Below are 25,510 nucleotides of genomic sequence, written 5' to 3' on the forward strand. Positions count from 1 at the left end.
GGGGAAAAACCTGGCGGTTAGCGCTGGAAATCGCGCTGGAGGTGTACCAGGCCGAGGCGGACGCCGTCTTTGGTATGGATATTCGGCATACGGCCGGTCTCGGTAAAGCCGAACTTTTTATGCAAGGCGATAGAGCCTTCGTTGGTATCGACGATATAGGTGATCATCGTCTGTACGTAGCTGTCATCAGCGGCGTAGTCCATGAGGGCGTCGAGAAGCTCGGAGCCTACGCCCTTGCCCTGGGCGGAGGGAGCAATGTAGACGGAATCTTCGACGGTGCCGTAATAGATGGCAGGGGTCACGAACTGGAAATAGGCGGCCCAACCAATGATTTCATCATCGTGTACGGCTACGAAGACCGGGGAGCCGGCCTCAAACATCTCCTTGAGCCACTTTTCACGGTCAGCCACATCTTCTTGCCAGGTGACCAAGTTGGCGGCGGGTTTCGCTGCGGAGCCGGCGTTGTAGATGGCGGTGAGCGCGGGGGCGTCGGCAAGCTCGGCAGGGCGGATATGCATAGAAATTCCTTTACACCAGAAGTTGTAGGTGGGTGAGGCTCAGCCAACGATCGAACTTGTAGCAAACCTCTTTAAGAATACCCACGTTTTCAAACCCAAACTTTTCATGCAACTTAAGTGATGCCGCATTGGTGGAGACGATGAGGGCGAGCAGCGAATGAACCTTTTTATCGGCGCGCGCCGCCTTTACCAAGGCGCCAAGTAAAGCAGTGCCTACGCCTTGGCCCTGAGCGGTGGGGGAAAGATAGATGGTGGTTTCATAACAGCCTGTCCATACCTGCGGATCGCGGTAGGGGTGGTAGAGCGCCCACCCCAGGTAGTCGCCAGAATCGGACTCCGCGACGAGGCATGGGCAGTCCTTTTCCCACAGCTCGCGTAGGTAGTCTTCGCGCTCTGCGATGCTGGCCGGGGTAGCGCGGAAGATGGCGTCGGTGTGTGCGATGGCCCAGTTGAGGGTTTCGGTCATGGCGGGCACATCCGCAAGGCCGGCGGGTCTGATCAACATGGCAGCCAATATTACAATTGCGTGCATGGCTAAAAAGAAGCGACGACCCACTCCCGTTCCGGCACCGGGCCTCAGTGGCCTTATTGATGCGCACACGCATCTTTTCTCGCACAAGGACACCGATGAAGTGCTGGTGAATCGCGCACGCACCGCCGGTATCAGCCGCATGGTGACGGTTGGTGATGACCGCCGCGAATCGGCAGCGGCTCTGGCGACTGCACATGCCTTCCCGGATGTTTATGCTGCCTGTGCCATCCACCCAGTGCGCGCTAATGAGTTGGATGCGCCGACCAAGGCAGCGCTGGAAGAGATGGTGGCGGATCCGCGCTGCGTCGCGGTGGGGGAGACCGGACTGGATGCGTACTGGGTGCAGCATGAGCCAGAGACCACCGCGACCATGGCCCAGCAAGAGGAATCCCTGCGGTGGCATATTGACCTTGCAGTGCGCCATGGCAAGACGCTGATGATCCACAACCGCGAAGCGGATGCGGACTTGCTGCGCATCCTTGCCGACGCCCCCGCTCCCCACACCGTCATGCTGCACTGCTTCTCCTCGCCGCTGAAGGTAGCAGAGGAGGCCTTGGAGCGCGGCTACGTGTTGTCCTTTGCCGGCAACGTAACCTTTAAGCGCAACGCCGAGCTGCGGCGGGCGGCTGCCAAGGCGCCGGCCGGCCAGCTGCTGGTGGAAACTGATGCACCGTATATGACGCCAGAACCCTTCCGCGGCCAACGCAATGAACCGGCTCTTATCGGGCACACATATGAATGCATCGCCCGTGTACGCCACCAGACGGTGCAGGCGCTAGCGGCGGAGGTTAACGAAACCTTTGACCGCGTCTACGGCCTGGGCTAACTCCTGGGTGATGGTTTTCACAATTTCAAAACCCGCTGGCCAGGGGTGGCGTGGGTGTTTGGTGTGGCGGTTGTGTGCTCAGTGAGGCATGTGGCGGATTGGTTCTCGACTTTATGTTGCTGTTATCGTATTGTTATTAATCGTTCGTTTAGGTTTTAGGGATCCGCAGCGCCGCCCACGGTGCGGCAGCAGCAGATCTGAGCAATGCAATTGCCTGCGCGGAAATTCTTGCTGGCCTAAACTCTAATAATTGTTGAAACCTGCACTATCGGAGATTCATTCGGCATGTCACCTCATCAAATCAAGCGCATCAATAACTCCCGCTCGCTGCCACTGCGCCTGGCAACGGGTGGCGTCTTGGGCACCTTGGCCGTGGGCGGCGTCGTTGCCGTTGCGGCACAAAAGGATGTCACCGTCGACGTTAACGGCGACAAGGTGGAACTGGCTACCTTTGCCAAAGACGTTGACGGCGCGCTGGAGGCAGCTGGCGTTCAGGTGAGCGAGGAAGACATCGTCTACCCGGCACCGTCCGAGTCTGTGGGCGATGGCGATGAGATCTCCGTTCGCACCGCCAAGCCGGTGGCCGTGACTATCGACGGCGTGCAGCAGCAGTTGTCCACCACCGACCTCACCGTTTCTGACCTATTGGGTAACTTGAGCGGCGTGGCCAAGGGCGCTTCCGTCAAGTCCGGTGACGCTGACGTGGACCAGGATGCCCAGCTGGAAGAGGGCATGGACCTAGAGGTCGTTTCCCCGAAGATCGTCAAGATTAATGATGGTGGCAAGGTAACTTATACCAAGATTGCTGCTAAGACCGTCGAGGACGTTCTTAAGGCGCGCAATATCGACGTTGATGACGATGATCGTGTCTTCCCGTCCAAGGACACCAAGGTTACCGATGGCATGTCCATCAAGGTGGATCAGGTTTCCACTACGACCTATGACTCTGAGGAAGAGTTCGAAGCCGAGCCTAACTTTGTTGATGACCCGGAGCTGGAAGAGGGCACCGAAGAGGTCCGCGAGGAAGGCGTTAAGGGCAAGCGCGTTATCACTCGCAAGCTGGTGATGAAGGACGGCGCCAAGGAATCTAATGACGTCATCAAAGAAAAGGTGACCGTAGAGCCTAAGGCTGCCACCATCGCCCGCGGCACCAAGAAGGCCGAAGAAGAAAAGCCAGAGGAGGGCGGTAACTCTGGTGCTGCTGCTCCGGCTGTCGCCGATGGCTCCGTCTGGGATTCCATCGCACAGTGCGAGGCTACCGGTAACTGGGCTATCAATACCGGCAATGGCTTCTCCGGTGGCCTGCAGTTCACTCCATCCACTTGGGCCGCATTCGGTGGCACCGAGTACGCACCGGAGGCATGGCAGGCTTCCCGCGAGCAACAGATTGCCGTGGCACAGAAGGTGCAGGCGGCGCAGGGTTGGGGCGCTTGGCCGGCATGTACTTCCAAGCTGGGCCTGCGCTAGACTGAAGCGCTTTATCGCCGCACACCTAAGTGGTGTGCGGCTTTTTCATCTCTTCTACTAAGTTAGAAGGCATGACTGATTCCACCGGCGCCGCGCTTTTGGGCCCCGTAGAGATCCGCGCCCTCGCGGAGAAGCTCAACATTGTGCCCACGAAGAAGCTAGGGCAGAACTTTCTGCATGATCCGAATACCATTCGGCGCATCGTCGCTGCGGCCGAGTTGGATCCCGCAGACCGCGTCCTCGAGGTGGGGCCGGGCTTGGGCTCGCTAACCCTCGGCCTGGTAGAGGCTGTGGAAGAAGTTACCGCGGTAGAAATCGACTCGCGCCTGGCTGCACAGCTGCCCGATACCGTGGCTGAGCGCGCCCCGGAATATGCCCAGCGTCTTCAGGTGGTGGAAAAGGACGCACTGCGGGTAACAGAAGCTGACGTCACTGAGCCGACCGCTCTGGTAGCCAACTTGCCGTATAACGTGGCCGTCCCGGTGCTGCTGCACCTATTGGAGACTTTTCCTTCCATTCGTCGCGTGCTGGTTATGGTCCAGCTAGAGGTGGCGGACCGCCTAGCTGCGCAGCCGGGCAGCAAGGTGTACGGCGTGCCTTCGGTCAAAGCGGGATTTTATGGCAAGGTCTCCAAGGCGGGCACGATTGGTAAGAACGTCTTTTGGCCCGCGCCCAATATTGAGTCTGGGTTGGTGCGTATTGACGTCTTCGACTCTGCTCCGTGGCCCGTTACTGACGAGTCGCGTGCTAAGGTCTGGCCGGTTATCGACGCCGCCTTTGCCCAACGCCGCAAGACCCTGCGTGCGGCATTGTCGGGTCACTTTGGTTCGGGAGCAGCCGCCGAGGAAGCATTGCGAGCTGCGGACATCGATCCGAAGCAACGCGGCGAAAAGCTCGCCGTGGAGGACTTCGTACGATTGGCAGGAATCTAATGACCGCCCCCATCGATAACGAACCATTCGTCTACACGGCGCGGGCTCACTCCAAGGTCAATATTCACCTGGGAGTGGAGGAACCGCGAGAGGATGGGTTTCATGAGCTTGCCAGTGTTTTTCAGTCCTTAGAGCTACATGACACAGTAACGCTGACTGACTTGGGGAACCCCGAGGTAGATAAGCCACGCATTCAGGGCCTGAAGGTTACAGGCCCTCACGCGCAGGGCGTGCCAGAAGACTATACGAACCTAGCGTGGACCGCGGTAAACCGTATCATGCAGTACCTGTACAGCACCCATGGGCCGAAGGCGCTGCCGGAGGTAGCGCTGGAAATCCACAAAGTCATTCCTACCGCCGGTGGCATGGCAGGTGGTTCGGCGGATGCGGCGGCCGCGCTGCGATTGGCCGAGCGCTGCTATGGCGGCTATTACGGCATCGATTCGGTGGGGGAGCCAATCCTAGACGCGCTGGGCGCGGCATTGGGCTCGGATGTTCCCTTCACCTTGCTGGGAGGCACCGCGCTCGGCACGGGGCGCGGCGAGCAGCTGACCCCGATGATGACGCGCGGTACCTACGATTGGGCGCTCATCGCCTCGGACCGTGGGCTTTCTACCCCGCAGGTCTTTCATAAGCTCGATGAGATGCGGGAAAAGGGCCGCGGAGGTGAGCCACACCTGGACACCGCAGCGGTATCGCAGGCGCTCATCTCGGGCGATCCGCACCGAGTGGCGCAGCACTTGCATAACGATTTGCAGCCGGCAGCGCTGTCGTTGCGCCCAGACCTGCGCAAGACCCTGGAGGCCGGTGTGGCCGCCGGAGCCCTAGCAGGGATTGTCTCCGGCAGTGGTCCGACCTGTGCCTTCCTTTGCGCTGGGGCAGAAGAAGCTCAGGAAGTAGTGTCCCAAGTGACGGTGGAGATTCCCGGAACCAAGGGAGTGGCTACCAAGGGGCCAGCTAGCGGCGCCGTGGTGCTGTAGCTAGAGCACCGTCATTTCGGTGGGCTCGATGTCGAGGTCGAAGCGGTTGACTTCCTTTTCCTGCAGGAGGTCAATGACTACGAGCTGCTTCTTCTGGGCGTCAGTGATAAAGGCATAGCCATCGGCAGCCTGAAGGATAGGTCCTGGTTGCTGCCATTCCTTGTTTTCCTTCCACTGGGAGATGGCATCAATCTGCTTGGTGATTTCACCGGAATCTGGGTCGATGACGTTGAGTTTGCCGTCGGTGGTCAGCACAAGTGCCTCGCCCAGCGGGCCGCGGGCTAGGGAGCGGAACCAATAAGAAGCATCGAGGTCTACCTTCTTGGCCGAAAAATCCTTGGTATCTACCAAGGTTACGGAGGTAGGGCGTTCGAGCTCTGCGTCTTTGTCGGTCTTATTATCGGCCAGGATGACATCGGATTCTTCCGAACCGGCGGCATTGCCAGAGCGCTGGTAGCCGCCTGCACCGGCATAAGCAGAGGCGTCTACCTTGTGGAACTCCTTGCCATCAAAGACCACCGGGCCGTCCTCGCAGCCAAAGAAAATATTGCCGTTTCCAGCGGCAGCCTCGCCGTGGACACCAGGGCATTTGGTGGTCTCAGTAAGAACTTTGCCCTCCTTATCCAGATGCTGGATGGTGTGGCGCTCGTCCTCGGTGCCCTTAGTGATGACCACCGAGCCATCCTTCAGCGGTACGGCCACGCCGTGGTGTGCGGCCCCGGTGTCAACGGTATTGACTGGCTGGGCGTCCTTTTTGCCAATGTCTTCGGTCTTATAATTCTTTGCCACGCCATCACCATCGGAAAATAGTGCGGTAAAGCCATCGTGGTGGACCACGTGGCCGGCATGCGGTGCCTTAATGGGGGCGTCGCCAAGCGCGGGCTCAGCGGTGTAGTAGTGGTTGTGATCGCCATGGCCCTTGGTGATGCGCCCAGTGTCGTAGGTGAGGAAGCTATCGCCCTTAGTCACCATGACGTGGCGATTATCGCCGGCATCGCTGAGACGAAGGAAGGCATTCATCTTGTCCTCGCCGATTACTTTGCCCGTTTTGGCGTCATAGGCGGTTAGACCATCCGCATGGGAGATAACGATGCGGGTGGGCAGCTGGGCTACCTCGGTTTCTCCCTCTTCGGCTTCAAAGCCTTCGTGTGAGTGTCCGGCGTGGTCATGACCGTGCTCGTGGTCATGGTCATGGTCGTGTTCATGGGCATGCTCGGCCTCGCTATGTGCGTGGTCGCGGGAGTGCAGTGAGTCCTTTTCTTCCTCGGTGGGGGCAGAGCAGGAAGCGATGGCTATCGCCGCAGTGGAAAGCACGGCGCAGAGAGAAAGTGTGTAGTGTTTCATACATTGGCAGAGTATTGGACTTGAAAATCAATAGCAATAGGTTGCAGAAATGCGGGGGTACAGGCAGGGAGGTATTAAGATGGACACTCGTTATGGCAAACCTGATTAACCTCGAGCAAGTCAGCAAAACTTATGGATTAAAAACCCTTTTAGACGGGGTGTCCCTAGGTGTGCAAAGCGGCGATCGCATCGGCATCGTCGGCGTTAATGGCGGTGGCAAAACCACCTTGCTGGAGGTACTTACCGGCATCGAACCACCCGATGCCGGCCGCGTATCCCATACCTCTGATCTACGCATGGCCGTGGTCACCCAGCGCTTCGATCTACCCGATGAACTGACCATCGCCCAAGTCATTATCGAACCCCTCGAACTGGAAACCTATGAGTGGGCATCAAATGCCAAGGTGCGCGATGTCTTGGGCGGCCTGGGCATTGTGGATTTGGGATTGGATACCCCAGTTGGCTCACTCTCCGGTGGCGAGCGCCGCCGCGTGAACCTAGCCGCCGCGCTGGTACAGGACTTGGATCTCGTGGTGCTCGATGAGCCCACCAACCACCTTGACGTGGAGGGAGTGCAGTGGCTCGCAGATCACCTCCTTAAGCGCAACTTGGCCGTAGTCGTGGTCACCCACGATCGCTGGTTCCTCGACACCGTAGCCACGTGGACCTGGGAAGTCCACGATGGCGTGGTTGATACCTACGAGGGCGGCTACAACGATTGGACCTTCGCCCGCGCCGAGCGCGCCCGCCAGGCCGATGCCATGGAACAGCGACGCAAGAACCTCGCCCGCAAAGAGCTGGCATGGTTGCGTCGTGGCGCGCCTGCCCGCACGTCCAAGCCGCGCTACCGGATTGAAGCTGCCGAGGCGCTCATCGCAGACGTGCCGGAGCCGCGCAATAAGGTCGAGCTCATGGCCTTTTCTAAGCAGCGCCAAGGCCGCGTGGTCATCGAGCTTGAGGATGCCACCGTGAAGTCCCCAGACGGTCGCACCTTGGCGGATCACCTTACCTGGCGCCTAGCCCCCGGCGAGCGCATTGGTTTGGTAGGCGTCAATGGCTCCGGCAAGACCACGCTGCTGCGCACCCTGGCCGGCGAATACGAGCTGGCGGCCGGCAAGCGCATCGAGGGCCAAACCGTGCGCCTTGGCTGGTTGCGCCAAGAGCTCGATGACTTGGATCCGCAGCGTCGGCTTATCGACGCCGTCGAGGACGTTGCCACCTATGTCCAGCTCGGCAAAAAGGAACTTTCTGCCTCCCAACTTGCTGAGCGCCTAGGGTTTTCCGCCAAGCGCCAGCGCACCCCGGTGGGGGATCTCTCCGGCGGCGAGCGCCGCCGCTTGCAGCTCACCCGCGTACTGATGGCCGAGCCCAATGTGCTGTTGCTCGATGAGCCCACCAACGACCTCGACATCGATACCCTACAGGAACTGGAGTCTCTCCTTGACTCTTGGCCGGGCACGATGGTGGTTATCTCGCACGATCGCTACCTCATTGAGCGCATCGCGGACAATACCTATGCGCTCTTTGGCGATGGCAAACTCACCAACCTTCCCGGCGGCATCGATGAGTACCTGCGCAAGCGCGCCGCACTTGAGGCGCAACACAACTCCGGCGTGCTCAACTTGGGCGAAAAGAAGCCAGACAGCTCTGCTCCTAAGCCGGAAAAGAAGCTCTCTTCCCAGCAAGAGCGCGAAATCACCAAGAAAATGAACGCGCTGGAGCGCAAGATGCACAAGCTCGAGAAGGCGGCCGCGCAGATTAATGAGAAGATGGCGACTGCCGCGGAAAAGGTCGACACTCAAGCCTTGACCGAGCTAGACGGAGAACTCAAGGACAACCGTAGCGCCTACGAGGAACTGGAGATGGAATGGCTAGAGTTGGGGGAGAAGCTCGAAGGGTAGAAGCCCGCATCGCCGATATCGTCGGTCACCTTGACCTGTGGGGCATTATCGGCGCTGCGGCGCTTTTTACCCTAGGCCTTACCCCATCCCTCCTGCCGCGTGACTGGCTCTACCAAGGGCTGGTCTCCGGCATTGCCGCAGGACTTGGTTATACGCTGGGTATTGCCCTCAAACACGTGTGGTACCGGCTCGTGGTGCGTTATGCGGCACCACGGTATTCCTGGCTCGATGCCACCACGTGGCCGCCCCGGCGCTACCGCCTTGCTTCTCGCATCGCCTCCGGAGTTTTTGTGCTGTGGATGGTGGGCTTTGCGGTCTTTGCCGTGCGCTGGCAGCGTCAACTTGCAGAGGCCCTAGCCGCCCCAGCGCCGACCATTGCCAGCTATATTCTTGTGGTTCCGCTCGCTCTTGCAGTATTCACTGCTTTCCTTTTCATTCTGCGCGTGCTGCGCTTTTGCGTGCGTTGGCTCTCCAGCCACTTTCCCCACCGCTTCCGCGCCGCCTATCGCGTCGTGGGCGCGGTGCTCATCGTAGCCCTCGTGGGCACCTACACCGTGGAAAACCTCATCCCCGGCGCCATCGTTGGTGTGGGCGAGAGGATCTTTACCGCCCAAAACGCCGACCCCGATCCCGCCATGCAGCGACCCATGTCCGCAGAGCGCAGTGGTTCCCCGCAGTCCCGTGTGGACTGGAACGGCGTGGGCCTGCAGGGCTCGCGTTTCCTTTCTTCCGGTGCGCACCGCGCGGAATTGGAGAAGGTAAGCGGAAAGCCTGCCAAAGAACCCATCCGTGCTTATGCCGGATTGGGCAATCGTGACTCGAATGAGGAGCGAGCGCAGCTGCTCATCGAGGAACTCGAGCGCACCCACGCCCAAGACCGCAAAGCCCTGCTTCTCATTATGACCACCGGTACGGGCTGGGTGTCTTCCTATTCTGCTCAAGCCTTCGAACTACTCTACGGTGGCGATACCGCCATTGCAGCCGCCCAATACTCCGCTATGCCTTCCGCCCTGCACTTCCTATCGGGCGGTGGCCAGGTAGAGCGCGCCGGGGAAGAGTTCATCAACCCCATCGTGGACTGGTGGAACGGGCTGCCGGAGGACAAGCGACCGAAGCTCTACCTTTATGGTGAATCCCTGGGCACCACCGGTATTGAAGCGGCTTTTTCTGGGGTGCGCGACATCGCCAACTCCGTTGACGGCATTCTGCTGACCGGCCCGCCGCACTTTAATCGCCTGCGCACGCAATTTGTGGAAAGGCGTGATCCCGGATCCTCCGAAATTTCCCCCGAATACGCCGGGGGCCTCGTGGTGCGTTTTGCTAACGATGACGCGCAGGTACGCCAGTGGGGACCGGTGCCGGAAGAAGAGTGGGGACGCACCCGCATGCTCTATATCCAACATCCCTCGGACCCAGTGGCCTGGTGGTCTCCACAGATGGCTTTCAAGGAGCCGGATTGGATGCGCGAACGGACGCCGTATTCTGCCGAGCGCGTGATGCGATGGATGCCCATCATCTCCTCTCTCCAAGTGGCGGCCGATTTGCCCGGTGCAAAAGATGTTTCCGATGGGCACGGTCACAACTATGGAGCATCGGTACTTGATGGCTTTGCCGCCATCGCAGGTCCAGACGTGGCAGGAGCCATCGACCCCGATGAGTTACAGCGCGAATTCGCCGCGCTCGACGTCGGCGTTTACTAGGTGTTTAGCCAAACAGGGCCGCGATGGCCAGCATCGCCGGCAGCGAGAGGAAGGTAGTGAGAAAAACCGTATCCCGGGCTACGGTTTCTCCTACCTCATAGGTGGCGGCATAGTTATACACGTTCTGCGCCGTGGGCAAGGCAGCCAGAATTAACGCAGCATACAACTCCGCGCCGTCAAGACCTAGTGCTGCACCAACCGCCAGCGCGATAGCGGGCATTCCCACCAACTTCAATACCGTCGCGGTAATGGTGGGCAGGCGGTCTTCTTCCAGCAGCGCGTCGCCCTTTAAAGAGGCACCAAAGCTCATGAGAATCATGGGGATAGAGGCGCCGCCCAGAATCTCCAGTGGCTTCATTATTACTTCCGGTACCTGCCATTTTGCTGCGGAGACGATGAATCCCGCCACCGCTGCCAACACTACGGGCGCGGTAACCCCTGAGACTACGGAGCGCCATATAGATTGCATGCTTGTACCCTGCGCATTGAGCCCCGCGATGATAAACGGAGAAAGCACCGCCATTTGCAGAACTAAGGCCGGGATAGCGTACGTGGCATCACCAATGACATAGGTAGCGATGGGCAGACCGATATTGACTGAGTTGTAATAGCTTGCCGCTGCGGCACCGGCCATGGTTTCGGCACCGCTGCGGGAAAAGAATAGCTGGCTACACAGCCAATACAACGCCATGGTGGCGATGGATGCAGCAGCTATAACAGCCACCACTGGGGACACGAAGGCAGAGGTATCGGATTTAGCCACGCTGGAGAAAATGAGTGCCGGCGTGGCCGCCCAAAAGGCCGTTCGATTGAATTGCAATCGTGCCTCGCCTTTGCCAATAACGCCCCTGTGCGCCAGCACAAATCCCACACCGATGACTACGAAAATGATTGCAAAACCGGTCAATACGTCCAGCAACAGTCAACAACCTTTCGCAGTACTAAAGAAAAATTCGCTGTGGGCAATTGTCCCATTATCTCTGTCGGTCATAAGACACGGGGGGACCATAACAAAGTTGTATCGAAATGCCTGAGCACCACGGAAACGCCTTCCACACTGCTTGTGCTTTATGGCACGGTGGAGGGCATGAAGCTTTCTCACCGCGCAATCGTAGCCACCGTATCCACCGCTCTCGCCGTCACCGGTACTTCCACCGTGGCCTCTGCTCAGCCGGCCTTGCCGCCACAGATCCAGCAGGCTTCTTCGCAGGCTCAGCAGCTTTCTTCTGATCCTTTCGCCGCTTTAGAAGATTTCCGCCTCACCCTGCCGCCGCAAGCCTATGAGCTGGCTGAGAAGTACAATATCCCGCTGCCAGAATTCCTCGCCAAACCGGTGGGCCAGGCGCCCAAGGTTGCCGGCCAGCTAGGCGCCGCCACCACCGCCCACCTCGAAAAGGCTGGGCACCATAAAGATGCGCGTGCAGCGGCTATCGCCCAGGAATGGGCCAATCAAGGTGCTGCCGGCAAGCTTGAGTACAAGGGCGGCATTGCTCACGGTTTGAATCACAAGGACGAGGGCCAGGGCACAGTTCGTCGCCTTAGCGAACAGCAGGCGCAAGATCGCCTGAACTGGTTCAACCGCGATGTCCCGGTCAACGCTGCTCCCCAGCACGGCTTTGGCGTGGCAACCGCCTACGACGGGACCTACATCTATGTTGCGGAGTTCTTCCTCAACTAAACTTTTCCCCAAGCCTCGATTCCGCCGCGTTCTTAGCATTCATCTGAAACGATGACGAAGCCGCACGGCGCCGGTAGAATCGGGGCATGATTTTGATCAACGTACAGTTCCACGTCAAGCCCGAATACGCAGAGACCTTCCTCGATGAAATCAACTGGTACACCGAGGCCTGCAATGCAGAGCCGGGCTGCATCGACTTCAAGTGGTTCCGCGATCCAGAAGATCGTCAGCGTTTCTTGCTTCTGGAGTCCTACGCCGACGGCAAGGATGTCGAGCACGTCCAGAGCGAGCACTTCCAACGCTCGACCGAGGAGTTCCCGAAGTACCTCGTGGAAACCCCAGACATCATTAACGTCCATATTGACGGCCGCACCGGCTGGGACAAGATGGGCGAATTTTCCGTCGACTAATCCCAAAGAGAAAAGGCTCGTCCTCTACCACGTGGTAGAAGACGAGCCTTTTCCTTTAGCTCACTACCCTTCGCGCTCACTGTGGTCGTTGCTATCAGTGGAGCACGAGCCCTCCGTGAGCGCGAAGGGCGGGGGAGGGGCTAGGCGCTTGCCGACGCCGTTACCTCCCCATATTGCCTTTGCCTTACTGCGGCACGCACTGCGAGGACACGGTCTTGTCGTATTTCGAGTACTGCTGCAGAGCATCGTAGAATGCGTCCGAGTACTCGCCGGTGCGCTCTGGCATTGGGTGAACACCATCGGAATAGAGGATTGCGGGGTCGCTCTGAGCGTGTCCGCACCAGTCAGCGACGTATACATTGTCGTATTCTTTGGCTGCGTCGAGGACATCCTGCTGGGACTGGGACATCCATTCACGGTCACCATAGGGTACAGCCATGACAACGGTGCGGTCTTTGCCGATGATATCGAGAGCTTCCTTGATCTGATCCGGGAAGGCAGGGCCATTGGTACCGAACCCGAGGAAGACGGTATTGCGCAGCTTTCCGGAATCCTTGAGTTGCTGCAGAATCTGAATGCCTGCAGTGTAGTGGCGGGATACGTCTGCGTCGACGTAAATCTGCGGGAAGCGTTGTTTGAGGGCGCCGCTAGAAGCCAGCATCACTGAGTCACCGATGGCGGTAATGTCCTTGCCCTGCGGCATGGGGCGGGTCTTCGTATTCTTCGAGTCATCCTTGTCGGCGTCGCCCGCGACAGGCGGTTGCGGGGCAGCATCATTAGGTTGAGCCGGAGCATTGTTGCTGCTCTGGTTCTGCTGCTGAAGCTGCTCTAATTGCTGCTCCAACTCGGTCTTATCGCTGGAGTTAATTACGCCGTAGACTACCCCGGCCACCGAGGCAATGACGAGGAACGGGACTACCGGCCACATGGTCTTGCCAAATCCGTCGCGCAATTCGCTAAAACCTGGGCGGGACGACCAGTAAGTGTTCCATGTCTTCTTATAGCCGCCGCGGCGGAAAGGATTCTCAATGAACTGGTAGGAAATCTCGGACAGTAGCAGCGAAATAGGTACGGCCACCAGGCCCAGAATCCACGATTTATCGGAATTCTGGTTGCCCTCGAAAAGCGCCTTGAGCATCATGATGACCGGCCAATGCCAGAGATATAGCGAGAAGGAGCGCTGACCAAACCAGCGCATGACCTTGGTCCTAAATAGCGGGGTCATAGGACCGTATTCGCGGACCACGCCCCACACCATAAGGACACCGAGCACGCTGGTGAGGAAGAGCCCACCGCGGTAGGTGAACTCCGCGTCATCTGGCATGAGGAATAGCTGCGCACCGTAGCCGATGAGAGCCAAAGTGCCGATGACTCCAGCGATGCGGGACTCAGCCTTGCCCGCTGCGGCCCAAGAATCGGCCTGTGGATTCGATTGGGTAGAAGTCATCAGGAGAGACAGCACGGCGCCAGTGAGCAGGCCAAAAGCGTGGGTGTCTGTGCCGTAGTAGACACGCGTCGGGTCCTCACCGGGCACGAAGATAAGCGCCATGGCCACGGCGGATCCGAGGGCTAAAAGCGTGGACACGAGGATAGGAAGTCGGCGCGGCTTATGGCGAGAAATGAGGAAAATGCCCGTGATAAGGAGCGGCCAAATTACATAGAACTGCTCTTCCACGGCCAGCGACCAATAGTGGGCAAAGACCTGAATCTCATTGTCCGCGAAGTAGGACTGGGAGGTCGCAATCTGTGTCCAGTTATTGACAAAGAACAAAGTGCCCAAGAACTGTTGGCGCAAGCCCACCGCTAAGTCCCCGCCGATCCATGCCACCAGTGCGGTGCACATGACGAGAACTGATACTGCGGCTGGGAGGATACGCCGGAATCGTCGCACCCAGAAGTCCTTCAAGCTAATCCTGCCGGAGGTACGGAATTCACGCACCAGCAACGAGGTGATGAGGAATCCGGAAAGGACGAAAAAGAGGTCAACGCCCAAGTAACCTCCGGGAAGGAGGGCAGGGAAGAAGTGATAGAGCACCACGGCAATGACCGCGAGGCCGCGCAGTCCGTCAAGCCCCTTGACCTGGCGGAGGCGGGCATGGCGCTTCTTCTTGACTACCTTGCTCTCCGGCGGTGTCGCCAGCGCCTCAGGGTCCTTGGTCTGTTTTTGAAGCGGATATTTGGACTTGCCTTCTGACTGCCCAGCCGGAGCCTTCTGAGGTGCAGGTTTATTCGCAGCCGCTGGTGCCTGCGTCGCCACAGCTTGGGCCTTTTTCTTATCGGACGCTGGTTGCTGTGACTGGGGCGACTGCGCGTTTTCGCGCTTCTTCTCTGCGGCGGTAGCGGCTACCGCACCCGAGCCCGCGATGGCGCCCTCAGCCGCGGACTTGCTTGCCTTGGCAGATGCTCCCTTAGAAGCAGCTTGGGGCTTTACCTGCTTCGGCTGAGGCTGTTCAGGCTGTTGCTTATCCTTTGACTTCTGGGCAGCGCGTGTTGGATTTTGCTGAGCCGGGGTGGGAGCGCCTACCTGTTGTGACTTTCGGGCCAATCCGCGGCTGATATCGGTTGGCTTTACCTGTGGACGCAGCTTTGTAGCCTTCTTGGCCTTGCTCTGTGGCATAGACTCCTTGGGCCGTGGCTGCTGGCCCTGCGGCTGCTGCTTGTGGAGGTTGGTTTGTGAAGGGCCGCCTTGCTGAGGCTTTGCTGGCGCTACCTTCTCCTTCTTGGCGGCGGATTTATTCTGAGCCGGCTTAGTTTGCTTTTGGGGAGCGTTCGCTGCGCCCTTTGGGGTGTTTTCCTGTGGCTTTGGGGCAGTGGTGCCCTTCTTCGGCGCTGGGGCGTTCGATGATGCTGCTGGGGCAGACTTCTGCTGTGGTGCCGTAGGCGTGCGCGATGAGCCTTTGCCCTGAGATGGCTGGGAACGATTAGAAGGCTGAGCCTTCTTCTTAGGTGATGATGGCTGTGGCTTGGACTGCTCCTTTGTCGGGTGTGCCTGTACGCGTTTCTGTGGGCCTGGCTTGTGCGTTTGCTGTTTACTTGGGGACGGTTTGGTGGTGGCAGGCTTGGGTTGTTGGGGCTGGGATTTTTGTTGTGCGGCCGGTTTAGAAACCGTCTTTGCTTCAGTTGCGGACGAGCGCGGTGCCGCCGCTTTCTGGGAAGCCTTTTTTGCGCTAGGCGGAGTGGATGGCTTGGGAGGCTGCGCTGGCTTTTGCGTGGCAGGCCGAGCCTGCTGTGAGGGCCTTCCGGTCTCTTGCCGAGAAGGCTTTGCGGCAGGTTTAGGGGAAGCACCACGGGCAGAGTCGTCTTTTGAGGCGGCCCGGGATGGCGGGGTACTAAAATTCGCACCGCGGCGTGGACGCTGAACCGGCTCATGTGCGTTGCGCTGTGGCTTCTTTTCCGGCGCGCGCGATTCTGCCTGCTTCTTTGTAGCTGCTTTAGGAGAAACCCCTGGCGCGTCTTGCTTGGCGCCGGCAGGCTTAGGCGCAGACTTTTGAGTGGCAGGCTTGGCCTTTGGCTCCTTGGCTGCAGGTGTCTGCGCGGACCGCTTAACCTGTTGCGGTTGAGCGGAATTGGTCTGAGAAGCGTGCGGTTTCGCGGTGCTGGGGCGGGGGGTGCCCTCAGCCGCGGGTTTGGCCTCGGGGGCCTTTGTAGGCTTCTCCTTGGCTTGGTCCTTGGACTTGCCTTGCGGCGTCGTGGGCTTTGCACCGGTGGTGGACTCGGTGTTGTCTGATTTTTGGGGCGCGGAGGCCTTGTTCTCAGAAGGGCGAGATGTACTGGTGGAGCCAGCTTTGGGCTTTACTGCCTGATAGACCGATGGGCGTGGTTCATCTGAACGCCCAGGTTTCTTCTTGCCCAGCAGTGAGCGCAAAATCTGCTTCACAAAAACTCCCAAAGCACTACGTATATTTTCTAAACGGACTATTTTAGCCTGCGTACGAGGTTTTCTCCCATGAGGGTGAAGTAAAGAAGCGGCACGCGGGCCGGAGACGAAAATTCGATTCTAGGACTCTTCGCTGTCAAAAAGCTGACGCAGGACTGTCATGACACCAAATTCGGTATTGGGTGGGGCTATGAGATCGGCGATTTCTTTCAATTTTGGGTGCGCATTTTCCATTGCGATAGCAGTGCCGGCCTCGCGGAGGAGCTCGTAGTCATTCAGGAAATCGCCGAAGGCGGCGGTGCGAGACATGGGAACCGCGAGGAGCTCGGCCATGGTGTGTAGCGCTTCGCCTTTATTGACGCCCGCGGCCATGACGTCGAGCCAGACGGCGCCGGAAATGGCGATATTGTGCTCCGGAACGGCCGCGAGGAGAGGCTGGTGGAGGTGCTTTTCGCTGCCGTCGGCGCAGTAAGCCGCGATTTTGATGATGTCCGCGTCGAGAAGGGCACCGAGGTCATCTACCCATTCCACTGACCTGTAGTACTTGGAAATTTCTGCGCGGGCCTGCTCATCGGCGCCCTTGTGGACAAAAGCGGTATCTGGGGTACACAGCACGACGGTATGCGCGGCGTCGACAGTGCGGAGAGCGGCAACGGCAGCGCGGACTGCCGCGGTGGGCAGGGTAGTAGCGCTAATGACCCGATTATCGTGCACGACGACGGAGCCATTTTCTGCAATGAAGGTATCTTCATGCGGAAACATTTCTTGCAGGGTGGCAAGCTGGCGGCCCGAGGCAGGGACAAGGGTGACGCCGAGCTGGCGGGCGCGGGTGCTGATCGCGGAAAAATCTGGTGGAAGTTGGCCGTTGCCGTCCAGTAGGGTGCCGTCCATATCCAGGGCGATGAGCTGTGGGAGCAAAATCCGAACCTATCTGTGAATCAATCAATGGTGGCTAAGGGGGTGAGCTGTGTGTCACACTAGGGGGTATGACCAACGCTTCACCCATCGTGTCCTCAATCCGTAACCATACCGGAGTGATTGAACTCAACCGTCCCAAGGCTCTCAATTCCCTCACCCCGGAGATGGTAGAACTCATCGCGGCGTCGCTAGCGCAGTGGCGTGAAAACGATGAGGTGGAGCAGGTGCTTTTTCTCTCGGCCAGCCCAAAGGCATATTGCGCCGGTGGTGACGTCCGCTATGCCCGCGAAAGGGTCCTGGAAGGAAAATTAGGCGAAGTCGACACGTTCTTTGCGGATGAATACACCTTAAACGGCGATATCGCGGAGTATCCCAAGCCAGTTATCGCGCTCATCGATGGCATCGCTATGGGAGGTGGCCTGGGTATCTCCGCCCATGGATCCCATCGAGTAGTTACGGATAAGACCTTTGCTTCTATGCCAGAGATGAATATCGGCTACGTCACCGACGTAGGCATGGCCTATGCCGCCCAGCGCGCGGTGGGAACGCGCGGAAAGGCCTCGCCCGAGCTAGCGAAGTTCTGGGGTATTACCGGGTATCGCATGTACGCCGCAGACCTCCTGTGGAGTGGGTTGGCCACTCACTACGTGGCAGACGCAGAGGCTTTTGCTCACGCGGTAATTGAGCAGGGCATGGCCGCAGCGCTAACCCAGCACGCCACCGAACCCGCGGGTGAGCCCGCTTTGATTGAGCTTATTGATTCCATCGAAGACGCCTTCTCCCACGAGACCTGGCAGGATATCACCGCGGCCTTGGATAGTCACCCAGAGCTCAAGCAGCTGGTAGGGGAGCTGACTGCGCAGGCCTGCCCCACCTCTATCGTCGCAGCCATGGAGCTATTCCGCGCCGAGCAGGAGTGCAGCAGCGTGCGGGAGGCGCTGGACATGGAAACCAATCTGGGCGCCTTTATGTATCGGCGGGCGGACTTCGCCGAGGGAGTGCGTGCGGTTTTGGTAGACAAAACCAACGATGCAGCGTTTGAGCCAGCTGCGCTTGACGACGTCGACGTGGACGCCATCCGCAGCGCCCTACACGTCCACCCCGCGAAATGACGCGTAGGCGGCGCGGGCACGATCTGCATCGAGCCAATCGGGAGGGCTAACTTCTAACGTTGCCGCTGTGGCGGTGGGCGTAGGCTTGGGCAAGTGCAGCTCCGGCGCATCGAGGAGGACGAGGCCCACGCGGCCGTCGGAAAGCGTAGTGCCAGCCAGCGTCCAGATGCCAAGGATAGGCAAAGCCAGGTGGGGCAGTTGTTGCCTGCGCGCCAGCTGGAGCGGAAGGTGTGGGCGAACCAACTCGGGGACGACCTCGTTCATGCCAAAGCGTGCCAAACTGCCTGCCCACCGGGCGGCCGCAGAGTCCTTAAGCGAAGGATCGGCCCAAGCCCAGGTGAATTCCTCAGCGGATATGGTGGCTATAAGCACCGCCTTCGCCGCAAACTGCCCACCGCGATAGGACACGGTAGCGGTGGCCTTGTCTACATCGAGGTCAATTGTGGCGGCGGGGAAACGGCCCTGGAAATAGAGTTGGTTCTCCACACCGAGATAAAAGGCATCCTCGAGGATGCTGGTGGCGCTAAAACCCGGGGTGATGCTGGAAATCTTGTGCACGCCGTGGTCGGCTGGTTCGAAACACACCGTGGTGCCATCGGAAAAATGCACGTACGGCTCTTCCTCGGTGGAGTCCATGTCCAAGTAACGAGCAAGGGTGAGGGTAGGGGCCTTTTCATCCTCGTCCGCTCTGCTGTGCCGCAGGCCGTGCAGCAGGGCCTGGCGAAACTCCAGGCGAGGGTGAAAATCTACCGCAACGATAGCCACGTGCTCACCCTGCTGGGCCCGAAGTATCGGCATATTGCCCACGATGAGGGAAGCTAAAGCAATCATGCTTTCAGGGTCTCTCGTCATCGAGATACTCTGTGGCAAATCAGCACAATTCTCGGTGGCCGTGGTGGTCCAGTGCCAGGTGTCGGCAGAAATGACGGCTAGCCGCACGCCACGGAAATCAGAAACCTGCCGCGTGGAACTTATCCTCGCCTCCACTAGCTGATCGGTGACAAAATCGCCTTTACCATCCGTGGAGGGGCCGAGGAAATTAAATTCCACGTCGGTCGCCTTCCCAATGCGGTCTTGAAATGCGGCATTAACGCCCGCCTGAATGAAGCGGGCGTTATGCGCGGTGCTCGATATAGGGGCTTTCTTATCCATAACTACTGCCGAGCATACGGATTAAAGCGCCCATTAGGCTAGCTAGTCGATGGCGCGCACGGCAGCAAAGGCCGTGCGTACTATCTCATGCTTGGCGTGAGCACTCAGTGATTCTTCGGCCTGGGAGCGGCGGTGGATTTCTTTCATGCTCACCGCGGCGGCGCCCGCACAGGCCTGGAGGATGACCGCGACCTCAAAGCGCGATTTATCCGGAACGCGTTGGTGGAAAGCTTCCAAAACCTGCTCGGATACGACCTGGAATTGTTGGCGCTCTTCGGTGGTATGGCTCAAGTTTTCTAAAGCCTCGCCGATAGTGAAAAGAGAGGTGATGGAATGCAACTCTTTTCCTTCATTTTCGGTGGCATCGAGCGTTACCTGTTCGAAGAATTCAGAAATGGATGAGTTAGGAAAGACGGTGGGCACTTCCTTAGAAAACTCGGCAAGCACATTGGTGCCAAAGGACAACAGCGCATCAGAAACCGAGGAGAAGTAGTTATGGAAGGTGCGCGGGGAAACCCCGACGGCGGCAGTTATGCCTGAAGCCGTGGCAGCTTCAGCGCCACCGTCGAGGACGAGGCGCGCTGCCGCATCGGCCATGGCCTGACGAGTAGCTCGCTTCTTTTCTTCGCGCAGACTAGTCACGGTGTGTTTCGCCTACCTTTTCTCGTTGGGTGCGCAAGAGCTCCTCGCGCTCTGAGTGCAAAGCCTCTCCCTCAATATCCATGTTTGGGGTGATCTTATCCAACCAACGCGGGAACCACCATGCCTTCTTATCCAGCACGAACATGGTGGCTGGGATGATCATCATGCGGACCACGAAGGCGTCGATAAGCACGCCAGCAGCCAGGGCAAAGCCCATGGTCTTAATAAACGGCTCGTCCATCAAAATGAAGGCGGCGAAGACCGAAATCATAATCAGGGCCGCAGCGGTTACCACGCGGGCGCCGTGCTTAAAGCCATTGGAGGTAGCGTTGCCAGCCGTTTTGCCATTGACAAATCCCTCGCGCATGCGGGTGACCAAGAAAACCTGATAGTCCATGGCCAGGCCGAAGGTAAGGCCGATGAGCATGATGGGCAGGAAGGAAAGAAGCGGCTGCGGGTCATCGACGATGCCGAACATACCCTCCTGCCAAATGGCTACGGTGATGCCGAAGGTCGCGGCCATCGACAAAGCGAAGCCGGCTGCGGCGATAAGCGGTACCCAGATGGAGCGGAAGACCAGCATCAAGACGATGAAGGCCAAGCCCAGCACGATGGCTACATAAGGAATGAGCACGTTATTGAGGCGCTCAGAAATGTCATCGAAGATGGGGGTGATGCCGGTGATGCCATAAGAGCCGCCGGTCTTTTCAAACTCACCCTGGTAATCGCGCAGGTGGTTGAGGGTCTCGGTGGTTTCTTCATCGGTGGCGCCAGTGGTTGGCGTGATCATGATCTGTGCAGCATCACCGTTGTCAGTGGTCTGCACGATCTGGGCGTTTTCTACACCCGAAGTGCTATTGAATTCCTGCAGCAGGTTTTGGAACGCCGGCATGCGATCCTGTTCGGACACGTTAGCTACGTCAACGAAGGCGATCATTGGCGCATTGCGGCCTGGGCCAAAGGCATCTGCCGTAATCTCATCGGCCTCGCGCTGCGGGGTACCCGGCTTCGCGGTGCCATCGGTGGGCATGGCCAAGCGCAGCTGGGCGAATGGTACAGCCAGGATGCCCAGCAAGACGACGCCGGCGATAAGATGCAGCCACGGATGGGCGCGCACACGGCGCACCCAACGCAGACCCATGGTGGGCTTTTCGTCCTCTGGGTCCGGCACCTTGGGGCCGGGGACGCGGCCGGCAAAAATCTTGGTGCCCAAAAGTCCCAGCAGGGCAGGGATAAAGGTATTGGCAACGAGCACTGCGATGATGACCGTTGCTGCCGCGGCGATCGCCATGGTGCCCAGGAACGGAATGCCGATGATGGTCAGAGCGGCCAAGGCAATGACCACGGTGGTGCCGGCGAAGACGACGGAACCGCCCGCGGTACCCAGCGCCATGCCCATGGCGTGAGCACGGGTGGCCTTATCCATCTTCTTGAGCTCTGCGGCTAGTTCCTTAGGCGAAAGATCATTGAGGCCAGAAGAGGTAATGAGCTCATTGCGGAAACGGTTAACAATAAATAGTGCGTAATCGATGCCGACCGCCAAGCCGATCATAGAGGCCAAGGTCGGGGTCATATCGGAAATGGTATCCGTGAATACGGTGGAAACCTGCACGCCAAGGATGCCGATGCCCACACCGATGATGGCGGAAATAAGCGGCATGCCGGCGGCGACGAAGGAACCGAAGGTAATCAGCAGCACGATTGCGGCAACGATAAGGCCGATAATTTCGGCGCTGCCACCCATCTCTTGACCAGCGGAGTTAAAAGCATTGCCCTGGTACTTGACCGTGAGCTCGCCCTCGTCGTACTTGTTCAACACATCCGTTACCGCAGTCATATCCTCTTCCGGGATGTCCATGACAGCATCGGCGTCGAAGGTAATAGTGACGGTACCGGTAGTTTTATCCTCGCTGAGAGGGGAGAGCTGTTGCAGGTTCTTCTTCACCTGCTCCTCCGGCATGTGCTGGGCCTTCATTTTTTCGCCCATTTGCTTTTCCATGCCAGCGGCGGCCATAACCGGGCTGACCAGCTTGTCTTGGTCCTTGAGCGCACCGGTGTCCTTGAGGTCACCGAGGAGGTTATCCACCTCGCCGGCCACCTGCTTATCGGTGAGGTCTTTGCCCTCCGGTGCTTGGATAACCACTGTGCCCTCGGGAGCGCTCATGGCGTCGGTGTCTTGGCCAAAGCGCTCCATCATCTTGTCTTGGGTGGTGGTCGAATCCATCTCCGGCATGGAGAAGTTGGGGTTCGGCGACTTGGCAAAGCCGGCGGTTAGGCCCACCATGGCCACCAAGACGATAAGCCAAAAGGCCAGGAAGGGCCATACCTTGCGGTATGACCAACTTCCTAGTCGGTAGAGAAATTTAGACATATGCGTGCTTTCTAGTCGAGTGAACGGGCAATGTTATGCGCGCGGATAAGCGCGGATATGCGATCCGCGAGCAAAGATTGCATTTCATAAGAAACATTGCACAGTCTATGCAAAATTACTGGGTGTACGCAAAGGTACGTGTGGTGCATCATAAATTGACGCTATCGAGAGATAAAACATTCAATCTCTGCAGCGTCGGAGATTTCGGCGTGGAGCGGTAGACTATCCGGCATGCTCCATGCCGTTAGTTTCGCCCTTTTGGATTCCGTTAATGCCTTGCTTATTGGCATCCTTGTGGCCATCGGCATCATCTTGCCCCGCGGTAAGTACCGGCGCATCGCCGCATTGGTGGTGGTAGGAGATTGGGTCGGGGTGCTCGTTGCAGCGGCCGTGGTCATGTTTTTTCTGCTTGGAGTAAAAGATCAAATTGAGGCCATTTTGAGCTCGCCCATTGCCGGCTGGGTGTTGGTCGCAGTCGGCATCGCCGTCGCTATCGGCTCGTGGCGCTCCAAAGGGCAACCCAACGCCTTGGTCAACCGGCTACTAGAACCATTGCGCACGCCGTCGCTGATTACTGCACTCATCGGCTTTGTGATGGGCGTGGTGCAATCACTAACCTCGGTGCCTTTTTATTACGGGCTCATGCACTTGGCCACAGAAGATATCTCTCCGGCAGTACAATATGGAGGCCTAGTGTGGTATGCCAGCCTAGCGCTATCCTTGCCTACCATCTGTGGCCTATTTATCGCTGTGGTGCGCGCGCATCCCGAGTCGGCGGCGGGCAGGCTTTTTGCCGCTGCCCGTGCCAATAGCACTCAAGTGGCTCTCTTTGGTGGTTACCTCGTGGCGATCTTTCTTATCCTGATGGGCGTAGTGTCGCTTTAATCAAAGAGGACTTCATCCAGGCTTAATGCCTCACTAGATTGGCGCTGGGCGCACTCCACGTAGCGCGCCGCATGTGGGATGAAAGCTTCCGACTCCTCTGGGCTGAGTTCGCGGCGGACCTTGGTCGGCACGCCGGCGGCAAGGCTGCGCGGCGGAATTTTTGTGCCTTCTAGTACCACGGCACCGGCGGCGATAAGCGAGCCCGCACCGATCGTGCAGCGAGAAAGTAATGAGGAGGACATGTCCACTAAAGAACCTGACTCCACGTGTGCGGCGTGGACCATCGCCATGTGTCCCACCGTGACATCATTTTCCAGTACGCAGGGGGTATCTTCTTCCACGTGGAAGACACAATTGTCCTGAATATTGCACCGCGCGCCAATCCGAATTGCCCCTACATCGCCGCGCAGTACGCTGCCATAAAATACGGAGGATTTTGGGCCGATTTCTACGTCTCCAATGATGGTGGCATTAGGCGCAATCCACGCGCTGCGATGGATGCGTGGCTTCTTTCCAGCAAAGGGCAACAGGAGCATGTGCGGATTCCTTTCAAAAGTTATTCGACTACTAAAGCCAAGGCAGGGGAGAGCTCATATTCGCCGGGGCGGGGAAGGTGGTCTAAGAGGGCGTCGGCAAGCGCGGGCGTAAGCGGAATAACCCAGCCGCGCCGGGGATCCTTGATGGGCAGGGCATCCTTCTTCGCAGCCGGGAAATGAACCGTTGCGGTGGGAGAAACCAGGGTGGCCGACTCGCGGGAGCGTGCTATCTCGCGCAGAAACTCCGCGCCGGGCTGATTTGTGACCACGATGATCAATGACCCGGCGGTGTGGATTTCCAGCCTTTCCACCTGGGCAGTGGGGGCAGTGGAATCGGGGTGCGCTAAGCGAGGGGTCTGCGTGCCGGTGAGCCGAGAAAGTGCATTTTTTAATCCCATAAGTCTCTAGCCTAGTGAGCGCGCACGGTAACGGTGTGGCCGCGCTCTAGATCAAAGTAGGTGCGCTGCCCCGTAGCGGCAGCGTGCTCGCGAGCGAGAGATTCGTCTTGGGTAACCGCCGTGGCAAAAAATACTAGAGGGCCGCCTGGGTGGCGCCAGGTACTGAAATAGCGTGCGCCCTCTCGCCTGGCTCGTGCGAGGGCTGTGCGTATCGCGTCCGGAGTGGGCTCATCTGCTTTCAGTAGCGCCGTTGCGGTAGGGGCGTAGGCAAACCCGGTGCGGGGTTGCTGGCCGGTTTCGATATCGAAGGTGCCTTCCTCGTCCGCGAGTAATTGCCGGAAAATGCGCTTCATTGGGTCCAGCGTAGTATGGGGCATCATGATTGACGCTAAGAACACCGCACTCGTTATCGAAGGCGGCGGCATGCGCAATTCCTATACCGCCGCCTGCATGGTTAAGCTCATCGAAGAAGGCGTGGACTTTGGTTGGGTAGGCGGTGTTTCAGCCGGGTCATCCCACACCGTTAATTATTTATCGCGCGATGCTCGGCGTGCGGAAGAGTCGTTTACGGACTTTGCCAAGAATCCTAGTTTTGGCGGTGTGGGGTCGCTGGTGCGTGGAACGGGCTATTTTAATGCGGAATATATCTACGAGCGCGCTGCGGATAAGGATTTGCCCTTTGATTGGAAGGCTTACCGCGAGCACCCAGCCGATATGGTGCTGGCGGCAGCGCGTGCGGATACCGGCGAGTCCGTTTATTGGACGCGCGAGGATGTTCACACCCCGGAGGATCTTTTTGTGCGGGTGCGAGCCTCGTCCACATTGCCACTGATTATGCCGATGCGCTTTATCGACGGTGCACCATATGTAGATGGCGCATTGGGCTCTTCCGGCGGCATCACCATCGCGCAAGCGGAGGAGGCCGGCTACGAGAAGTTCCTTTTCATCGGTACTAAGCCGCGTGGGTATGTACGTCCTGAGGTGGCGCGCCCGGCCTTAATCCGCCGCATCTTCCGCAGGTACCCCGCTATTGCCGACGCCCTTATATCCCGCCCCGCTATCTACAATGCCGCCAAGGACCGCCTTGTGGAATTGGAACGCCAAGGTAAAGCCCAACTATTTTTTCCGGAGGACATGCAAGTGGCCTCTACCGAGCGCAATGTGCACAAGCTGAGCGCGAATTATCAGGCGGGTAAAGCCCAGACCTATACGGAGTGGCCGCGGTGGAAGGAATTCCTCCTCGACTAGTTCACTTTGGATAGTTGCTGTGAGATGTACCGCTGCTGGGGGTGGTCGGTCGACGGTGAAACTGGTCTAAGCAGTAGCGATGC

General features: G+C 58.6%; 23 protein-coding genes. 11 read left to right on the forward strand and 12 right to left on the reverse strand.

The window, feature by feature from the left end; all coding sequences use genetic code 11:
• Positions 1–17: 17 nt before the first annotated feature.
• Positions 18–518, reverse strand: coding sequence for a GNAT family N-acetyltransferase (locus tag ACP8J1_RS03860; protein ID WP_023021958.1), 501 nt, complete (start codon positions 516–518; stop codon positions 18–20).
• A 10-nt stretch (positions 519–528) separates the two neighbouring features.
• The gene (locus tag ACP8J1_RS03865) at positions 529–1,023 is read right to left on the reverse strand and encodes a GNAT family N-acetyltransferase (RefSeq protein ID WP_023021957.1); all 495 of its coding nucleotides are present in this window, start codon (positions 1,021–1,023) and stop codon (positions 529–531) included.
• A 25-nt stretch (positions 1,024–1,048) separates the two neighbouring features.
• On the opposite strand from ACP8J1_RS03865, the gene ACP8J1_RS03870 reads away from it, so the two are divergent.
• The 4 genes from ACP8J1_RS03870 (at position 1,049) to ACP8J1_RS03885 (ending at position 5,255) form a co-directional block, all read left to right on the forward strand.
• On the forward strand, positions 1,049–1,876 hold the full coding sequence (locus tag ACP8J1_RS03870) for a TatD family hydrolase (RefSeq protein ID WP_232212582.1): 828 nt from the start codon (positions 1,049–1,051) through the stop codon (positions 1,874–1,876).
• Between the two features lie 285 nt (positions 1,877–2,161).
• Complete coding sequence (locus ACP8J1_RS03875; RefSeq protein ID WP_023021955.1) at positions 2,162–3,343, forward strand: resuscitation-promoting factor; 1,182 nt, start codon at positions 2,162–2,164, stop codon at positions 3,341–3,343.
• 71 nt (positions 3,344–3,414) lie between these two features.
• The gene (gene rsmA, locus ACP8J1_RS03880) at positions 3,415–4,275 is read left to right on the forward strand and encodes a 16S rRNA (adenine(1518)-N(6)/adenine(1519)-N(6))-dimethyltransferase RsmA (protein WP_034656465.1); all 861 of its coding nucleotides are present in this window, start codon (positions 3,415–3,417) and stop codon (positions 4,273–4,275) included.
• Positions 4,275–5,255 carry a 4-(cytidine 5'-diphospho)-2-C-methyl-D-erythritol kinase gene (locus tag ACP8J1_RS03885; protein ID WP_023021953.1) on the forward strand — a complete coding sequence of 327 codons (981 nt, stop codon included), beginning with the start codon at positions 4,275–4,277 and terminating at the stop codon, positions 5,253–5,255. The genes rsmA and ACP8J1_RS03885 overlap by 1 nt, the downstream gene beginning before the upstream one ends.
• Here the strand turns inward: ACP8J1_RS03885 and ACP8J1_RS03890 are convergent, their stop codons facing one another.
• Entirely contained in the window at positions 5,256–6,599 is a 1,344-nt protein-coding gene (locus ACP8J1_RS03890; RefSeq protein ID WP_023021952.1) for a hypothetical protein, read from the reverse strand.
• Positions 6,600–6,691: 92 nt separating this feature from the next.
• Here ACP8J1_RS03890 and ACP8J1_RS03895 point away from each other — a divergent pair, with 92 nt between their 5' ends.
• Positions 6,692–8,500, forward strand: a complete 1,809-nt coding sequence (locus tag ACP8J1_RS03895) for an ABC-F family ATP-binding cassette domain-containing protein (protein WP_023021951.1) — start codon at positions 6,692–6,694, stop codon at positions 8,498–8,500.
• Positions 8,467–10,200, forward strand: a complete 1,734-nt coding sequence (locus ACP8J1_RS03900) for an alpha/beta-hydrolase family protein (RefSeq protein ID WP_023021950.1) — start codon at positions 8,467–8,469, stop codon at positions 10,198–10,200. The genes ACP8J1_RS03895 and ACP8J1_RS03900 overlap by 34 nt, the downstream gene beginning before the upstream one ends.
• A gap of 4 nt (positions 10,201–10,204) precedes the next feature.
• Here the strand turns inward: ACP8J1_RS03900 and ACP8J1_RS03905 are convergent, their stop codons facing one another.
• Entirely contained in the window at positions 10,205–11,119 is a 915-nt protein-coding gene (locus ACP8J1_RS03905) for an AEC family transporter (protein ID WP_023021949.1), read from the reverse strand.
• Positions 11,120–11,287: 168 nt separating this feature from the next.
• Between ACP8J1_RS03905 and ACP8J1_RS03910 the strand changes: the two genes are divergently transcribed.
• The gene (locus ACP8J1_RS03910; RefSeq protein WP_034656430.1) at positions 11,288–11,878 is read left to right on the forward strand and encodes a hypothetical protein; all 591 of its coding nucleotides are present in this window, start codon (positions 11,288–11,290) and stop codon (positions 11,876–11,878) included.
• Positions 11,879–11,964: 86 nt separating this feature from the next.
• Positions 11,965–12,288: a putative quinol monooxygenase gene (locus ACP8J1_RS03915; protein ID WP_023021947.1), complete on the forward strand. Its 324-nt coding sequence runs from the start codon at positions 11,965–11,967 to the stop codon at positions 12,286–12,288.
• Between the two features lie 184 nt (positions 12,289–12,472).
• Here the strand turns inward: ACP8J1_RS03915 and ACP8J1_RS03920 are convergent, their stop codons facing one another.
• Both ACP8J1_RS03920 and ACP8J1_RS03925 read right to left on the reverse strand, forming a co-directional pair.
• A complete protein-coding gene (locus ACP8J1_RS03920; RefSeq protein ID WP_023021946.1) occupies positions 12,473–16,165 on the reverse strand; it encodes an acyltransferase family protein in 3,693 nt (1,230 codons plus the stop codon).
• Between the two features lie 120 nt (positions 16,166–16,285).
• On the reverse strand, positions 16,286–17,083 hold the full coding sequence (locus ACP8J1_RS03925; protein WP_023021945.1) for a Cof-type HAD-IIB family hydrolase: 798 nt from the start codon (positions 17,081–17,083) through the stop codon (positions 16,286–16,288).
• A gap of 68 nt (positions 17,084–17,151) precedes the next feature.
• Between ACP8J1_RS03925 and ACP8J1_RS03930 the strand changes: the two genes are divergently transcribed.
• Positions 17,152–18,195, forward strand: coding sequence for a 3-hydroxyisobutyryl-CoA hydrolase (locus ACP8J1_RS03930; protein WP_023021944.1), 1,044 nt, complete (start codon positions 17,152–17,154; stop codon positions 18,193–18,195).
• Here the strand turns inward: ACP8J1_RS03930 and ACP8J1_RS03935 are convergent.
• Genes ACP8J1_RS03935 through ACP8J1_RS03945 form a run of 3 tightly spaced genes read right to left on the reverse strand, consistent with a single transcriptional unit; the run spans position 18,172 to position 22,360 of the window.
• Positions 18,172–19,347, reverse strand: coding sequence for a DUF6882 domain-containing protein (locus ACP8J1_RS03935; protein WP_023021943.1), 1,176 nt, complete (start codon positions 19,345–19,347; stop codon positions 18,172–18,174). The two genes, ACP8J1_RS03930 and ACP8J1_RS03935, sit on opposite strands and share 24 nt — an antisense overlap.
• 42 nt (positions 19,348–19,389) lie before the next feature.
• On the reverse strand, positions 19,390–19,989 hold the full coding sequence (locus tag ACP8J1_RS03940) for a TetR/AcrR family transcriptional regulator (RefSeq protein ID WP_023021942.1): 600 nt from the start codon (positions 19,987–19,989) through the stop codon (positions 19,390–19,392).
• Positions 19,982–22,360, reverse strand: coding sequence for an MMPL family transporter (locus ACP8J1_RS03945; RefSeq protein WP_023021941.1), 2,379 nt, complete (start codon positions 22,358–22,360; stop codon positions 19,982–19,984). The genes ACP8J1_RS03940 and ACP8J1_RS03945 overlap by 8 nt, the downstream gene beginning before the upstream one ends.
• A gap of 231 nt (positions 22,361–22,591) precedes the next feature.
• On the opposite strand from ACP8J1_RS03945, the gene ACP8J1_RS03950 reads away from it, so the two are divergent.
• Positions 22,592–23,245, forward strand: a complete 654-nt coding sequence (locus ACP8J1_RS03950; RefSeq protein WP_023021940.1) for a hypothetical protein — start codon at positions 22,592–22,594, stop codon at positions 23,243–23,245.
• Here ACP8J1_RS03950 and ACP8J1_RS03955 read toward each other — a convergent pair.
• The 3 genes from ACP8J1_RS03955 to ACP8J1_RS03965 are packed head-to-tail and all read right to left on the reverse strand — an operon-like array spanning position 23,242 to position 24,532.
• Entirely contained in the window at positions 23,242–23,781 is a 540-nt protein-coding gene (locus tag ACP8J1_RS03955; protein ID WP_023021939.1) for a gamma carbonic anhydrase family protein, read from the reverse strand. The two genes, ACP8J1_RS03950 and ACP8J1_RS03955, sit on opposite strands and share 4 nt — an antisense overlap.
• Before the next feature lie 20 nt (positions 23,782–23,801).
• Positions 23,802–24,179 carry a hypothetical protein gene (locus ACP8J1_RS03960; RefSeq protein ID WP_023021938.1) on the reverse strand — a complete coding sequence of 126 codons (378 nt, stop codon included), beginning with the start codon at positions 24,177–24,179 and terminating at the stop codon, positions 23,802–23,804.
• Between the two features lie 11 nt (positions 24,180–24,190).
• Positions 24,191–24,532, reverse strand: a complete 342-nt coding sequence (locus ACP8J1_RS03965) for a hypothetical protein (protein WP_023021937.1) — start codon at positions 24,530–24,532, stop codon at positions 24,191–24,193.
• A gap of 25 nt (positions 24,533–24,557) precedes the next feature.
• Between ACP8J1_RS03965 and ACP8J1_RS03970 the strand changes: the two genes are divergently transcribed.
• Complete coding sequence (locus ACP8J1_RS03970) at positions 24,558–25,427, forward strand: patatin-like phospholipase family protein (RefSeq protein WP_023021936.1); 870 nt, start codon at positions 24,558–24,560, stop codon at positions 25,425–25,427.
• Positions 25,428–25,510 lie beyond the last annotated feature (83 nt).

Source organism: Corynebacterium sp. LaCa_205 (assembly GCF_057458085.1).